Here is a 16,111-nt window from a genome sequence, read left to right on the forward strand (position 1 = left end):
CATTGAAAAGGAGGGGATCGCGAGCCTATGGCAATTGAGATGAACATGCGGGAAGTGGAGCAATGGTCACAATTCGAGCTGACATTGAAAGGGCCAACTGAAGGAAATCCGTTTCTGGATGTTAAACTCTCCGCACAATTTCAATACAAAAACTTTATGGTTGAACCAGACGGTTTTTATGATGGTGACGGCACGTACCGGGTTCGTTTCATGCCCGACAGACCTGGCATTTGGAGGTATGTGACCCGCAGCAGTGAGGAAGAACTTGACGGACAAAGCGGCGAGTTCGTATGCACGCCGCCATCTGCCGGGAATCACGGCACTGTGCGGGTAAAAGACGAGTATTTATTCGCTTATGAGGATGGAACGCCTTATCTGCCGTTCGGCACGACTTGTTATCATTGGACACACCATGGCAGCAAGGAGTTGGAAGAGCTCACCTTGCAGACGTTGAAGGATTCGCCTTTTAATAAAGTCAGAATGTGTTTATTGCCAACCCGGGATATGCAGCCGCCGCTAAGGGTAGCCTTTGCCGGCACATGCCCTGAGGATGTAGACAAAAAACAATTTAATCCGGCATTTTTCGCCCATTTGGAAGACCGTATTCGTGATCTCATGCGGCTTGGCATAGAAGCGGATCTCGTCTTATTCCATCCCTACGACAAAGGATATTGGGGCGTCGATAATATGGACCCGGAAACGGATGCCTTTTATCTGCGCTATGTGATCGCCCGTCTCGCCTCGTTTCGCAATGTGTGGTGGTCACTCTGCAACGAATATGATTTTAATAAATACAAAACGATTGCCGATTGGGACCGACTGCTTCAATTAACTCAGCGATACGATCCGTACCAGCATTTGCGATCCATTCATAACGGCACGAAGATGTACAAATCTTCGAGTTTATATGATTTTAGCAAGCCTTGGATTACACATCAAAGCATTCAGCATTGGGATGCTGAACTGACGACCTCTTGGCGTGAAGCTGTTGCCAAACCGATTGTGATCGATGAGATTTCCTATGAAGGCAATAGTTCCAGACGTTGGGGCAATATTTCCGGCGAGGAGCTAACACACCGTTTCTGGGAGGGCTTGTCGAGGGGCGGATTTGTCGGGCATGGAGAGTCCTTCATTAACCGGGAAACGAGAGCCTGGATTTCTTCCGGAGGCAAGTTATACGGGGAAAGTACAGAGCGAATTGCTTTTTTGCGAAAAGTAATGGAGGAAGGCCCGGCGGACTGGATGAAAGCTGCGGATGAAGGCACGTATAAACTGCTTTACTTCGGGCGTCATCAGCATGCATACAAAGTCTTGAAACTTAGGCAGGAAGAATCCTACCGAATAGAACTTATCGATACTTGGCATATGACAATCACCCCTTTGTCAGGCACGTTCAGCGGGAACTGCAAGGTTGACCTTCCCGGAAAACCTTTTATGGCGCTTCGAATTCAAAAGGTTGAATCAAGCAGCTGATGTGGAAGGAGGAGAGAAAGCTGATCTACTCAAGGAATGTAGAGCGATGGGGCATTTTTGAGCTTACGCTGGAAGGCCCCTCTCAAGGGAATCCGTTCACGGACATTCAACTTAGCGCCCGGTTTCGGAAGGGACGGAATGAAGCTTATGCCGAAGGCTTCTATGACGGTAACGGCAAGTATCGGATCCGTTTTATGCCGGAGGAAGAAGGCCAATGGCTCTTCGAGACTTCAAGTTCGATCGCGGGAATGGACCGGGTGAAGGGTGAATTTGCATGTACTTCAGCTGTGAATACGAATAACCACGGTCCTGTAAGGGTGAAGGACTCTGTGTATTTCGAATATGCGGACGGTACACGATATACGCCAATCGGAACAACGAGTTATGTGTGGCATCTGCAAGACAAGGAAGTACAGGAGCAAACTTTGCGAACGCTAAGGGATGCGCCTTTTAATAAAATTCGGATGTTGGTTTTTCCGAAGTCGTACATGTTTAATGATCGGGAACCCGCCATTTACCCATTCGAAGGTTCGCCCGAATCCGGTTTTGATTATACACGGATCGTTCCAGACTATTTCGCACATTTGGAGAAACGGGTAAAAGATTTAGCCGAATTGGGCATTCAGGCGGAGCTCGTCTTGTTTCATCCCTACGATGAAGGGCGCTGGGGATTTGACCGGATGCCGCAAGAAGCGGATGACCGCTATGTGCGTTACATCGTTTCGCGATTCGCAGCTTATAGCCATGTTTGGTGGTCATTAGCGAATGAATACGATCTAATGTCGCATAAAAAATTGGATGACTGGAGCCGACTATTTCGGATTGTCCAGGAATGCGATTATGGAGGCCATCTGCGGTCTATTCATAATTGCCAAACCTGGTATGATTTCGGCACGCCATGGACGACACATGCGAGCATCCAGCATGCCGATGTGAAAGTGATTTCGGAATGTACCAAACAATACGGCAAGCCGGCCATTATTGACGAGTGCGGTTATGAAGGCAATTTGGATACAAGGTGGGGCAGCTTAACGCCGGAAGAATTGCTTTGCCGGGTCTGGGAAGGCACCTGCCGAGGCGGGCATGTGACGCATGGGGAAACATACTGGAATACCGAACAAATAATATGGTGGTCACATGGCGGAGAACTGCAAGGAAAAAGCATGCGGAGGATCGAATTTTTAAAAGGAATCATTGATGAAGTTCCTGCTCAATTGGCCTATACGAGCGATAGCTATGATGCTGCGACATTGTCGGTTCGAGGCGAATATTACTTGCAATATTTTGGCCCCCATCGCTTTGCGTATCGCGAGTTTTCATTGCCGGAAGGAACCTACCGAGTAGATGTAATTGATACATGGAATATGGTTATTACCCCAGTAGAGGGTGAACATGAAGGGCGTTTTCGAATAAATTTGCCAGGAAAACTCTATTACGCGTTGCGCATACAAAAAGTTTAGGGAGTGTTGCTGATGAAACAAGTGCGAAATTCAGCCAATGGTACAAAGTTGTGGTACGAAAAACCGGCTAGATCTTGGAACGATGCGCTTCCGATCGGTAATGGGCGCCTCGGTGCAATGATATTTGGCAAAGTAAATAATGAGAGATTGCAGCTGAATGAGGACTCCGTTTGGTATGGAGGACCCGTTAACGGGGATAATCCGGAGGGACAGAAGCATTTTCCGATGGTGCGCCAGTTGTTGATGAAAGGGAAGCAGATCGAGGCCGAAGAGCTTGCGCAAATGGGGATGATGTCGATTCCTAAATCCCTGCATCCGTATCAGCCGCTTGGAGATTTTCAAATTTACCATGACGGCGAAAAGAAAATGATTTCCAATTACTATCGGGAATTAGATATTGAACAGGGGATTGCGCAAGTAGGCTATTGTCTGAACGATATTCAGCATTCCAGGGAAATGTTCAGCAGCGCGGTTGATCAAGTGATCGTCATTCGCATCAAGTGCGATCGGCCGGCGAAGTTAAATCTACGCATGCATTTGAGCCGTAGGCCTTTCGATGAAGGCACGCAAAAGATTGCCAACGATACATTGGTGATGAGCGGTGAAAATGGCCGAGGAGGCGTCACGTATTGCGCCGCTGTGAAAGCGGTTCCCGACGGCGGGTCGGTGAAAGTGATTGGCGACTTCCTCATTGTTCAGGCAGAAGCGGTAACCATCTATCTCGCGGCGCAGACTTCCTTCCGCCACTCGGACCCGATTGCGATATGCACGCGTCAGTTAGAGCATGCAGCGGGCAAGGGGTTCGATAAAGTCAAGCGGGACCACCTGGCGGATCATACGAGCAGAATTCAACGTGTGAAGCTGGAGTTAGGCCGTCCAGAAGAGAGCAAAGAAGCGGATTTGCTGCCGACCGATGCCAGGTTGCAGCGGTTCAAAGAAGGTGGAAACGACCCTGGGCTGGCGCAATTATATTTCCAATATGGTCGATACTTGTTGATGGCTTCCTCTCGTCCCGGATCCAATCCTGCCAATTTGCAAGGGATATGGAACGAAAGCTTTACACCGCCGTGGGAGAGTAAATATACCATTAATATCAACACGGAGATGAATTATTGGCACGCGGAAGTGTGCAATCTGCCTGAATGCCATGAGCCATTGTTTGATTTGATCGATCGCATGCGGATCAATGGCAGGAAAACGGCGCAGGAAGTGTATGGCTGCAGAGGGTTTGTCGCACATCATAATACCGATATGTGGGGAGCTACCCAAATTGAAGGTAACTTTATGCCGGGCTCGATCTGGCCGATGGGCGCGGCATGGTTAACTCTTCATCTCTGGGAGCATTTCCGTTACGGGCAGGATGAGCGATTCCTTCGTGACCGGGCATATCCGATTATGAAGGAAGCAGCGGAGTTTTTCTTGGACTATTTATTTGAAGATGAAAATGGTTTCTTAATCACCGGACCGTCCACTTCGCCGGAAAATAAATTTATCGGCGCTGATGGCAGCGTTGGCTGTTTGACCATTGGTCCATCCATGGATACGCAAATTATCTATTCTTTGTTCCGTGCTTGTATCGAAGCTTCTGAACGTTTGAAAACAGACGAAGGAACAAGGCAAGAATGGGAGCGCAAGCTTCGCAAATTGCCGCCGCCGCAAATCGGGAAGCACGGGCAGCTGCAGGAATGGGTGAAGGATTGGGATGAGGTGCATCCGGGACATCGTCATATTTCCCATTTGTTCGCTTTGCACCCTGGCGAAATGATTCATGTTCGCCATACGCCGGAGTGGGCAGATGCCGCCAAGCGAACATTGGATCGCCGACTGGAAGCCGGAAGCGGCCATACGGGCTGGAGCCGGGCGTGGATCATTAATTTCTTTGCCCGTTTGGAAGACGGCGAGAAGTCGTACGAGCATCTTCGCATGCTGCTGTCGCATTCCACACTGCCGAATTTGTTCGACAATCATCCGCCGTTTCAGATCGATGGCAATTTCGGCGGAACCGCCGGCATTGCCGAGATGCTGCTGCAGTCACACCGTGGGGAGATCAACCTGCTTCCAGCGCTGCCAAGTGCATGGACACGTGGATCGGTTAGCGGGTTGAGAGCTCGCGGCGGCTTCGAAATCGACTTGGCCTGGGAAGATGGGGCGATGACGCACTGTGTTATTCAAGCCAAGTATAGCCAAGCTTGCACCGTTATTTATAAGGGCGGCCAGCTGCCGCTTATCGTAGAATCCGATGGAGGCGCTGCGGTAGAGGCAGTATTGGAAGAGCAGTCCGGTATGCTTACTTTCCAAGCCGAGACAGGCAAGAAGTATCTGCTATCGCTTGGAAAGCCCGCGGTAAGTGAGAGTTTGAGAGAGGCGACGAATATTTAGATGGTTTTTGGGAAGGTCACCCGATGGGTGGCCTTTTTGTTGTTGTGGTGCCGTAAGCTAGCTACTTTACCAACCTTCCACGACCCCATCGCCCAACTCCACTTACAGCCAAATCCCACCACATGCCCCAACAACAAATTAATAAAAACCTAGCGAGACTTCCGCGAGGCATCATTGAAAGGGAACTACGGTCCCCTATTCCGAGGAAAACGAGCTATTTCCACGCTGAGGGGAACTACAGGTTCTTATTTGTTCGGATTTTCCAGTTTCCCGCGTGAAAGTGGCAAAATAGAGGACCGTAGTTCCCCCAGTCTGTTTAGCCCCCTAATTGTATTGGAGAGTACCTAGGGAAATGAGGTACTATTAAATAAAGGGGGCTGAACGGAATGAGACAACGAAACAATGCATTCAAAGATGTTCGTAACAAAGTGGCGCATGAAGCTTTAGCCGGGATTAAAGTTGGTGTTCTTGCAAGGAAGTATGAGGTCTCACCGAAGACCATTCGAAACTGGGTAAAAGAGTTTCAAGATGAATTTGGTGCAGACGCCCTACCTACGATCGACGAACGCATTAACGACTCCAAACGATTGGCTGAGCTTGAAGAAAAATACAATCGAGCTTTAAAGGCATTGGGGGAAAAGGAACTTGAGAATGAAGTTCTGCGTGAGCTCGTAAAAAAGACGAGCCCTGCCTCAGTGATCGACTCCACGTTGCACAAACGTTTATTGGGCAGGGAAACGCGGTAGTTACAATACTAGAACTTACTGGAGTCGCTTCTTCGACGTACTACGACAGGAGAAAGTCCGAGCAACGAACCACGACGAAGAAAACAATCGCAGTACTTCGTGGTAGACCCGTGACAAATTACTCTTTTACGCGCTCAGGTGAAGCCGTCAGTGATGAGCAGATCGAAGAATGGCTGATGGAACTCGTTTCCGGTGAAGAGCATAGCTATGGCTACTTGATGCTGAATGAATGCTTGCGTATCCAACACAATCTGGTCATCAACAAGAAGAAAACGTACCGCCTATGCAAGAAGCTTGGCATCCTTCATCCGCAGCGGCGAAAGAAGATTCATTATCCACGGAAACTGGCTCGTAACCACACGATCAAACGTTCAAACCAACTCTGGCAGCTCGACATTAAGTACGGCTATGTGGCAGGTTATGACCAGTTCTTTTACATGGCGGGCATCATTGATGTGTTTGACCGCAGTATCGTAGGTTACCATCTAGGCTCTAGCTGCGACGCAAAGCAGGTCTGTCAAGCAGTAAGAACTGCCCTACGTTTACGTTTAACAGATGTTGAGGAAATGCCCATCATACGCACGGACAACGGTCCGCAATTCGTTAGCAAAGCATTCGGCGAGCTCTGCGAGGACGAGAAGATTACGCACGAGCGTATACCGCCAAAGACGCCAAATATGAATGCCTACATTGAATCTTTTCACGCAACACTGGAGCGAGATTTACTCACGAAAGAGGTTTTTGGTACATTCCAGGAAGCATACGACGCCGTTGAAACGTACGTTAATTTCTATAACAATCGACGCATGCACCAAAACCTTGGTAAACGATCCCCAGCTGCATTCATGCAGTGGGCAAGTGCCCACCCGGATCAGTTAGCGGACTACATTCGAGCCGTCTAAAAGAAGAAAACGAACGGAAAGAAGAAAGAAACAAAGGATTTCTAAGAGCAACGTTACTTTCGCTAACAATTCTCCGGAATTAGGGGGTCTGACCGCAGTAGGTGGAATCGGTGTTTATTCAGGGGAATAGTGGCCTGTAGTTCCCCTACCTATCCCCATGGAGCCAGACGGCGGGTTAAACTCCGTCTGCACTAAGCTAGCTACTTCACTAACCTTCCGCGATCCCGTCGCGCAACTCCACATACAGCCAACCCCCACCGCAGACCCCGCCACTCGCCATATTTCGATGCTTTTTACGCAGAAAAACCAACGTGGTTGAATCCTCCCTACAAAAAAGCATGAACACCCTATAAATGTTTTTCCATCCTCGTGTAATGTAAGAAATAAAGAGGTGTAACTATGGAATTCATTAGACCAGACGATTATTTGCCTAATAAGAAGCGTCTTAGCAACGTAAATGAATACGGAATTGGCCTCATCGGATGCGGCAGCATAGCGAATACGGCCCATTTACCGGCATACCGCAAGTACGGTTTGCACATAGCTGCTTGCTGCGATGTCAACGAGGAAGCAGCACGCGCTACAGCGGAAAAGTTTGATATTCCATTTTGGACGACGGATGTGAATGAGCTACTTGAGAGGGACGATGTAGGTGTAATCGACCTGGCCATCCATCCTGAACCGCGGCTGGAAGTGCTGAGGTTAATCGGCAAGGCGCCAAGGCCTGTATTGTGCCAAAAGCCATTGCACCTGGATCTGGCGCAAGCCGAACGCCTGAACGAAGAAGCAACCAAGATGGGGATTATTCTGGGAGTCAACCAGCAAGCGCGCTTTGCGCCAGCGCACAAAGCGCTGAAAACGGTGCTGGAGCAGGACCTGATCGGAGAAGTATACAGTATTCACCACAATATGCGCTCGTTCCAGGATCAGGCAGGCTGGTGGTGGACGACAATGAAAAATTTCAACATTGTCGACCATGGTGTGCATTATGTGGACCTTTGCCGGTACTTCAATCCTTATCCGGAGGAATGGTCAAGGGTACACTGCACGACAGCCCAGTTAACGAAGCAAAACGCCATCGACCCGCTGATCTATTCGGCGAATATCGAATTTGGTCCCAAAGGCGGCAGGAACCCGCTGATGGCGACGCTGCATTTTAACAATATTGCCAAAGCAAGCCGTTCACACAGCAATACTTGGTGGATTGACGGAACAGAAGGAAGCTTGTGGTGCACGCAAGATACCCTATATATGGCACTCAACAAACACAAAAATGTCGTTCACGAAATCAAGCTCAAAGGCACGTGGTTCCCGGATGCTTTCGCCGGTTCGATGATCGCGTTCATGACGGCCTTGGAAGAAGGCAATCTCCCGCCGGTCACGGCAGAGGATAATATCCAAACGGTAGCGTTGACAACCGCGATGGTAAAATCCAGCCAGGAAGCCTGTATCGTGGAGAGAGCGGATTTGTTGAAAGGAAGCGTTGTGAGATGAATCAACTCGGATTTATGAGCTACGTGTATATGGGCTGGAGCGCGGAAGCCATGGCGGAAGATGCACATAATCATGGCATGAAATATGTGCAACTTGATCCCAAGCAAGCGATGCAGATGATGGATGACCAGCCATTCTCACTCACCCGTGCTGAGAAAATCCGCTCTATTTTTGAAAGTAAGGGCATCACGGTCATCGGTTTATCCGGATATACGAATTTAATGAACCCCAATCTGCAAAAAAGGGAAGCCAAACTGGAGCAGCTGGAAAAGATGATCGACCTATGTTCGGTTTATGGGACTAGGTATATGGCGACGGAGACGGGAAGTCTTCATCCGACTAACGCTTGGCGCGACTACGAAGGCAATCGTACCTCTGAAGCGTGGGAGCAGCTGCTGCAAATCATAGATCGCTTGCGAAATCGAGCGGTGAAGCAAGGTGCCGTTTTGCTAGCCGAAGGTTTTGTCAACAACGTGCTTGCGACAACAGAACAAGCTAAGGAGATGATAGAGCGCCTTGGTACAGAAGGTTTGGCGTTCATTATGGATCCTTTTAACTACCTGAAGCAAGAGGATTTGAGCAGACAGTCCGAAGCGATGGCGAAAATGTTTGACCATATCGGCGCGTATTGCCCTATCGCGCATGCGAAAGATACGCTTTACGCTGCCGAAGGATTCACAACACCTCGAGTCGGGGCGGGGCAAGCGGATTGGAACGTCTATGCGGAGCTTCTTGCTCGCCGGATGCCGGAGGTTCCCTTGATTCTGGAACATGCGAAGCCGGAAGAAGTGTCTGATTGCCTGACCATTATCCGCCAATCATTTGCGAATGTTGAGGCGAGTTGGGGAGTGACGAACACCGGTGATGCATAAACCGAAACTAGGTATTCAGGGACCGGTCGTGGCGTGGCAGGACCCGTGGGCGGGTGAGGCATCCGATCTCATCATGCGGACGGGAACAGGAAGCGTGTGCCCCTCACAGGATCCGAAACCGGAACCAGCTGCTTTTGTAAACTGCTTGCGCGAATTGGGAACGGATTTCTACGTGCACCACGTGCTGCCAGGCACGGATCATTGGGATGTGGTTGCGGATATTACCGCAGCAGGGATGGACATTTGCCTCGGAAACGAATATGGCAACATCAACGGACCTTGGGTGGAAGGAACGAACCGGTACGATATACCGGATCAGGCGATCGTCGAAGCTTCGACATCAGGACGATGTTTGGGACTGCTGTATGACGAGCCGGAGCATTTACAAATCAACGTAGGGCAATATCGCAAGGATGGATGGTTTCCGCATTGGGGCAGCACGGAAGGTTTAAGTTTGGCAGAAGCTCGGAGCAAGGTCGAACAGTCCGTGAGATCCCGAACGGAACATGTGAACCGCATCGTGGAGCAAGCGGGTTTAGCGAGTACGTCCGTACCCTTAATTGCGGAGCATGTATTTCCTACCATGTTTCATACATTTGCCAGAGCAGGGATGGATCTTTGCCCGAAAATCATGAAGGAATCGTTCCAATCGCTGCAGCTGTCGACAGCTTTGGGGGCAGCCAAGCAATATGGGCGGGCATTGTGGATTTGTGCTGATCTGTGGGGGCCAGATACGGGAAGTTGGTTTACACGGTTCCCCGGTTTTCCCGGACATTCTCCGCAGGAATTCGAGTCGGCTTTGAAAATGGGCTACTTCATGGGGCCAACCCATTTATTCGTAGAAAATATCGACGTATTGCTTAGACATCAGCCTGAGGGCTTCATGAAAACGGAATTCGGCGAGGTTTGGCTGGAATTCGTTCGCAAATTTGTTCCCGAACACCCGCTGACTTGGCATCACTCCCAAGCAGAGGCCGATATTGCAGTAATTCATTCGGATGATAGTAACTATGGCCAAAATGAGCGGCTTTTTGGCAATCGCATGAGCGAGACGCAAGATGTCTCACAAAGCCAAAGCGTGTTTCACATTTGGCATCTGCTTAGCCGAGGAACCATACCGGCCCACGGCAGCTGCCTGCATATTCCGGGGTACGACTTCCCGAGACATCAGTTGAAGCAGGACGTTCCACTTGATCAATTCCCTCTGGAGCAAGGATTTACCGGAGGGGCGGGCAGACGGGTACACCCTTTATTTTATCCAATGCCAAATGTTCTGGCGTTTGATGAGCACGTTACGGCCGATCAATTAGGTCAGCCCAAGTTAATTATCGTCGGTGGTACGACACTGAGCACAAACACGTTTTCAATGCTTACGAAAAAGGCGGAAGACGGCGCTGTTGTCGTCATCGCAGATTGGCTCCTTCCTTCGGATTGCCCGGAACACCGAAAGAAAAGCGGGAGAGCTGGTTTCGGAGGCTGGATTGTCACAAACGATTTTATGGCAAGTGAAGTTAAAGAGGCTGTGGAGCCTTTTATAGGGGAAAACAAGATTTGGACACAACGATTTGGAACGACAGAAGTACGCATGTATCCGCAAGATGAAGAAGGCTATACGTTAGATTATGAAATCGTGAGGGTATGACGAGAAGTAAGGTGGAGATGTGATTGGAGCCAACCAAACGTTTGGATCAGTTCGCGGAAATTGCGTTTCGTGAACATCCCGGAAATAAAGATGAACTGCGGGACATTCCGCCTATAACTGTTGATAAAAAATATTTCGCACCGGGCACGGATAAAGCGAAGCGCGTGCCAGAGCTTACATTCGATGCTCAGATGGATCGATTTCATGAAGAACTGAGACAGCTGCGCGAAAAGTATAGACCTTATATGAGAAATTTAGTGCCGACTCCTTCGATGACACGGGATCGGCAAGTATGCAGCCAATTTCAATTTCGCTATCAAACGCCTGAAGACGTTAGTTTTACACGCGTACTGGACGGTGCAGGGGATTGGGAAGCGGTGACGATCCCGGATTTCCGCGGACCCAGCGGGGAAGAAGGCAAATGGACGGGGTTTTATCGCAGCGAGTTTGCCTATCCCGGCATTCCAGAAGGAAAACGCGTATATCTCGTATTCAAGGGTGTTGATTATAAAACGACGGTATACCTCAATCACAAATGCATTGGCAGTCATGAGGGATTTTTCGCACCGTTCGAATTTGATGTGACCGACTTTTTGCAGGAAAACAATACGCTCGTCGTTGAGGTTCAGACGGACATTCCCATGATGGGTGTTGGGGGAACGAAGCTGGATGGCGATAAGATATACGCAGCGACGGGGCCAGGATGGGATGATCCGTACAACGGTTGGAGCCACTGTCCACCGGGAGCAGGCATTTACAATCAAGTGTATCTGGAACAACGGTCAGAACTGTTTATCCAGGATGTGTTCGTAAGACCGGATATTGACACCGGCTCTGTGGAAGTCTGGATTGATGCCGTGAACACCACGACGCGTGTGATGGAGAATTTTGAGCTGGAACTGGAAATTATGCCTCAGAATTTTGAGGGTGATGGAATTGAGCCAATCTCATTTACAGTGGCCTATGCGGGGCCGGGTATTAATTATTTCCGTTATAAAGTAGAATTTCCTGCATTTAAAATGTGGGAACCGGAATCTCCCTTGCTTTATGCCGTGCGTATCGAAGTGAAAAATGGCAGCCATTGCACAGACAGCCGGGATCGCACTTTCGGTATGCGGAAATTTCATATGGATGAACAGCAGGTTCCGAAAGGCACGCTTTATTTGAACAATAAACCGATCGTACTAAGAGGCGCCAATGAAATGGGGCATCTGCAGCAGTGTGTGATGAACAACGATTTTGACCAATTAATGGATGATATCTTGATTGCCAAATTGGCGAATTTGAATTTTTACCGAATTACACAACGTCCCGTGCAGGAAGAAATCTATGACTATTTCGATATGCTCGGCATGATGCATCAATGCGATTTGCCCACGTTCGGCTTTATTCGTCGGAATCAATTTGTCGAAGGCGTGAAGCAAGCAGCGGAAATGGAAAGGCTGATTCGCAGCCATCCGTCCTCCATTATGGTATCGCTAATCAACGAGCCTTCTCGAACGGAGAAAAGACGCAAGGGTCACCGTTATTTGCACAGAAATGAGTTGGAAGCTTTTTTCGTAGCCTCCAGGCAGGCCATATTTGTTGAGAATCCGGATCGAGTTGTTAAAAACGTGGAGGGGGATTACAACCCGCCTACCCGTGAAGGGCTGCCCGATTTTCATTGCTATAATTTGTGGTACACGAACAACGTTATTCCTGTTGGGAAAATGTACAAAGGGTACCTTCCAACGATCCGAGAGGGCTGGAAAGCGGGATGCGGCGAATATGGGACCGAAGGTTTGGATCATGCGGAGCTTATGATAAGCCGTTATCCCAAGGAATGGCTCCCGACATTGGAGCAAGATTGGTGGCTGCCGAACAGCATCCATGGCGCACAAACCTACAATCTCCACGGAGATTGGTATGCGGAACAAACCAATATGCACGATTGGATTCAGGCCAGTCAGAAGCATCAAAGTTTAGCGACGAAATTGATGACGGATGCATGGCGCAGAAGAGCGGATCGGGTTGTATCCACGGCCATCCATCTGCTGATAGACGCTTGGCCGGCAGGTTGGATGAAAGCTCTTGTAGGTGTGGATCGAAAACCGAAACCGGCATTTTTCACCTATCAGGACTGCTTGGAGCCTGTTCGCGTTAACTTGCGAAGCGATCGCTGGAAGGTGTATGAAAGCGAGACATTGGAAATAGAAGCTTGGCTTTTGAACGATACAGCAAAGGAATACGGGAAGTGCCGGATTGTTGCTACACTGCGTGATGATTCAAGGGACTACGCACATTACGAAATCGCTAGTTTACTACCGATAGCTTCATCGCTGTATGCAGGTTCAATTCGATTCTCCGTGCCTTCCGTTCAAGACAGACAGAAATTATTCGTGGATGCGGAATTGATAGATGAAGACGGCCAAGTATTAAATGCAGAACGGTTTACTTTTGAGGCTTTTGCAAAGGCGAGAATCCAGCCCCCTCAGAAGGTTGCTTATCTCGACGCAGCGTCCGAACTGCTCGGTTCACTGCTGAATGTTAACGGAGAGCGTTATTCCGAAGAGGTGCAGGACGACTGTACGCTTGTTGTCTCATCCCCGGAAGCATTCAACAGCCAACGGACCGCTATCCTTGCAAAAGTTCGCAAAGGCGCAACAGCTGTATGTATTCTAAAACACGCTGATAACGGTTCATGGGAATTAGATGATACACAAATTCAGACGGTGAAATTACGAGAAGTGTATACGCTTTCTATGCAAGTTGACGGTCTCAACATGCCAAGCGTAAAGCCGGACGATTACGCTTATTTTTATAATTTGACGACAGACCGGCTGGATGGCATGACCAATAGCCATTTGATCGGCGAGGGCATCGAACCCATTGTATTTGCTTACCAGGCGCATTCGGAGACACCGGGTAAGCGGAAGCTGCCTGTTGTAGGATTGAAACGTTTAGGCAAAGGGCTCTTATTCTTCGTGTGCCTGCCGTTAGCGGGCCGAGTGGGCTTTAATCCAACACTAGACCGTCTGCTGGTGACTTTGATGAGCGAGAAAGGAGTGAGCCCCGAGTGTTGTACACCATTGTTAGCCGCAATCAGAAGCGACGAGCCGAGATAGCAGTCACGCAAGAAGGTTTACAGCTCATGCTTAGATCAGAGGGCGATCCCTCTCCCTTTTTCACAGAGCGGTTGAATGACATGCTAAGTTATTCCACGGGCAGACCGTGGAGAATGGACACTCCCGGGCTGAGGGATGTGCAAGTTAGTGATGAGACCGGCTTGCTTCGGATCAGCGGTTTCTTAGAAGCCTTATACGTCACGATGTGTCTGACGTTTGACGAACAGGACCTCCTGCGTATGCAAGTGAGTTGGGAGAATCGGAGCGATCACTTCATTCGTGAAGCAGCCGTGGGCATCCTGTTCGCGCTTCCGAAGCGAAGCCGTGAAAAAGTGACGATTCCCCACCTGATTTACAATAACAATCCTTCTTCTGATCCGAATCGGATCGTGCCACGGCTTGGCGTGGAGCCAGGTCTTGGCTTCATCTGCGAAGAGCACAGACTGCCCATTCCCTGCGTGAATGTGGAATGGGAGGAAGAGGAGACACGGTTTCTCTCCTTGTTTTCGATCCCGGATTTTGTGGAGTCGGAAGACGGAGTTGTGCATTACGGCTCGCTGGGAGCCATCCAAGAGGAGAGTCGCATCACGGCGGTTGCGCTAAGCGGCGTTCTGATGTTTAACGGGGAGAAAGATACTTATTTTATCGCTAAAAATACTACGCAATCCTATACCGATGGCTATACGGATTTCGAGCAAGGCCGCACATTAACCAAAATGTATGCCCTGGATTGGGGAGTGGCTGACCGCCCAGGCCATGCTTTTCGTGAAATTGTTCGAAAGAGCGATAAGCTTTTCACGCCGGTGGGAAAAAGTCCGCTGTCGCTGGATGAGATGATCCGGCTTAAGACCAATGCGATGGATGATCGGTATCGAAGCGGGGAGCAGGGGGCCGCAGGCTATATCAAGTTTACCGATTCTAACGGGACCGTCCCCAAGCATCCGCTGCATTACATGTACGGTTGGACGGGGCAGTGCTTGAAGCTAGCCTGGTGCGATGCCAAATTAGGCATTGAAAACGGGCAGGAAGAACGAGTCCTGAACTGCAGGCGAGCTGTTGATTTCTATGTGTCGCAGAGCCGTACTGACGTCCCTGGTGTGAGACATAGTTTGTTCCGGCTAAATGAAGGAGTTTGGGACGACTTTTACTGGAATAAAGAGCCGGTCGTCTCAAGCCGGGCATACGGTGAAACGATTGCTGATTTGGCGGAAATTACCTTGTTATTTCGGGAAAACGGTCTGGAAGTTCCGCTAAGCTGGATCGAAGCGCTGCGTGAGTCCGCAGATTTCTTAACGGGTGGCGCGCTGTTAACGGGCATCTACCCTTCCTCATGGCGAATGGATGGCACGCCGGCAGATGATATGATAACAGCTGCGGGGATCCCCTGTTTGATCGCTCTCGTGAAAGCCTATTGGATCACGCAGGAGAGCAATTATTTGGAATTCGCTGAGCGAATGATGCAGCATTATTACGAACTGCATGTCGAGACGTTCGAACGGCCATTTGCCCGTTCCACGCTGGATGCCAAGTGCGAGGACAAAGAAGCGGGCATGTACTTTTTCCTAGCCGCATACGAACTGTTTCTTTTGACCAGGGATGAACGGTATCAGGAGTGGGCTGAAATCGCTGCGGATTGGCTTTTAACTTTTGTATATGTGTGGAATCCGGCATACAACCAAGGCTCGGCATTCCGGAACACGGATTTTAGCGCTGTAGGATGGCCTGGCGTCAGTGTGCAAAACCACCATTTGGATGTATTTTTTCCAACCTACGAGTTTTGGAAATTTGGCCGCTTAACCGGCAAAGAGCAGTACGAGCGGTGGGGACGCGTGTCCCTGGAGGCGATGGGACAGGGCATTTGCACGAAACCGGGCGAATGGGGATTTACCGTTGCCGGGGAGCAGGGAGAAGGCTTTTTCCAAACGTACTGGAACCACCGGGGACACAGCAATAAATGGAATCCTTCATGGGTTATCGCGCTAGTTTTACATAACGCTTTGCGTTTCAGGGATACACAGGGTTGACGGTGAAAGATAGGA

General features: G+C 49.6%; 10 protein-coding genes. All 10 read left to right on the forward strand.

All coding sequences use genetic code 11. The features are described from left to right. Positions 1-27: 27 nt before the first annotated feature. Positions 28-1,473, forward strand: coding sequence for a DUF5060 domain-containing protein (locus ACKTT9_RS12590; protein ID WP_407871842.1), 1,446 nt, complete (start codon positions 28-30; stop codon positions 1,471-1,473). Then, positions 1,473-2,933 (forward strand): DUF5605 domain-containing protein, encoded by a 1,461-nt coding sequence (locus ACKTT9_RS12595; protein WP_407871843.1) that lies wholly within the window; start codon positions 1,473-1,475, stop codon positions 2,931-2,933. The genes ACKTT9_RS12590 and ACKTT9_RS12595 overlap by 1 nt, the downstream gene beginning before the upstream one ends. A 12-nt stretch (positions 2,934-2,945) precedes the next feature. Beyond that, positions 2,946-5,312, forward strand: a complete 2,367-nt coding sequence (locus ACKTT9_RS12600) for a glycosyl hydrolase family 95 catalytic domain-containing protein (protein WP_407871844.1) — start codon at positions 2,946-2,948, stop codon at positions 5,310-5,312. A 386-nt stretch (positions 5,313-5,698) separates the two neighbouring features. Next, the gene (locus ACKTT9_RS12605) at positions 5,699-6,058 is read left to right on the forward strand and encodes a transposase (RefSeq protein ID WP_407868515.1); all 360 of its coding nucleotides are present in this window, start codon (positions 5,699-5,701) and stop codon (positions 6,056-6,058) included. Positions 6,059-6,063: 5 nt separating this feature from the next. Next, positions 6,064-6,960, forward strand: a complete 897-nt coding sequence (locus ACKTT9_RS12610; RefSeq protein WP_407873025.1) for an IS3 family transposase — start codon at positions 6,064-6,066, stop codon at positions 6,958-6,960. A gap of 399 nt (positions 6,961-7,359) precedes the next feature. After that, positions 7,360-8,454, forward strand: coding sequence for a Gfo/Idh/MocA family protein (locus ACKTT9_RS12615; protein WP_407871845.1), 1,095 nt, complete (start codon positions 7,360-7,362; stop codon positions 8,452-8,454). Continuing rightward, entirely contained in the window at positions 8,451-9,326 is an 876-nt protein-coding gene (locus ACKTT9_RS12620; protein WP_407871846.1) for a sugar phosphate isomerase/epimerase family protein, read from the forward strand. Before ACKTT9_RS12615 ends, ACKTT9_RS12620 begins: the two co-directional genes overlap by 4 nt. Then, on the forward strand, positions 9,319-10,968 hold the full coding sequence (locus tag ACKTT9_RS12625) for a hypothetical protein (RefSeq protein WP_407873026.1): 1,650 nt from the start codon (positions 9,319-9,321) through the stop codon (positions 10,966-10,968). The genes ACKTT9_RS12620 and ACKTT9_RS12625 overlap by 8 nt, the downstream gene beginning before the upstream one ends. Positions 10,969-10,991: 23 nt before the next feature. Continuing rightward, entirely contained in the window at positions 10,992-14,072 is a 3,081-nt protein-coding gene (locus ACKTT9_RS12630) for a glycosyl hydrolase 2 galactose-binding domain-containing protein (protein WP_407871847.1), read from the forward strand. Next, positions 14,024-16,096 (forward strand): hypothetical protein, encoded by a 2,073-nt coding sequence (locus tag ACKTT9_RS12635; RefSeq protein WP_407871848.1) that lies wholly within the window; start codon positions 14,024-14,026, stop codon positions 16,094-16,096. The genes ACKTT9_RS12630 and ACKTT9_RS12635 overlap by 49 nt, the downstream gene beginning before the upstream one ends. Positions 16,097-16,111 lie beyond the last annotated feature (15 nt).

The sequence above is a fragment of the Paenibacillus sp. P36 genome (genome assembly GCF_045866505.1).
GTDB classification, from domain to species: domain Bacteria; phylum Bacillota; class Bacilli; order Paenibacillales; family NBRC-103111; genus Paenibacillus_E; species Paenibacillus_E chondroitinus.

What these genes read in the sequence shown, in the direction of transcription:
- ACKTT9_RS12590 (WP_407871842.1), top strand. Translation starts at nt 28, where the DNA reads ATGGCAATTGAGATGAACATGCGGGAAGTGGAGCAATGGTCACAATTC.
- ACKTT9_RS12595 (WP_407871843.1), top strand. Translation starts at nt 1,473, where the DNA reads ATGTGGAAGGAGGAGAGAAAGCTGATCTACTCAAGGAATGTAGAGCGA.
- ACKTT9_RS12600 (WP_407871844.1), top strand. Translation starts at nt 2,946, where the DNA reads ATGAAACAAGTGCGAAATTCAGCCAATGGTACAAAGTTGTGGTACGAA.
- ACKTT9_RS12605 (WP_407868515.1), top strand. Translation starts at nt 5,699, where the DNA reads ATGAGACAACGAAACAATGCATTCAAAGATGTTCGTAACAAAGTGGCG.
- ACKTT9_RS12615 (WP_407871845.1), top strand. Translation starts at nt 7,360, where the DNA reads ATGGAATTCATTAGACCAGACGATTATTTGCCTAATAAGAAGCGTCTT.
- ACKTT9_RS12620 (WP_407871846.1), top strand. Translation starts at nt 8,451, where the DNA reads ATGAATCAACTCGGATTTATGAGCTACGTGTATATGGGCTGGAGCGCG.
- ACKTT9_RS12625 (WP_407873026.1), top strand. Translation starts at nt 9,319, where the DNA reads ATGCATAAACCGAAACTAGGTATTCAGGGACCGGTCGTGGCGTGGCAG.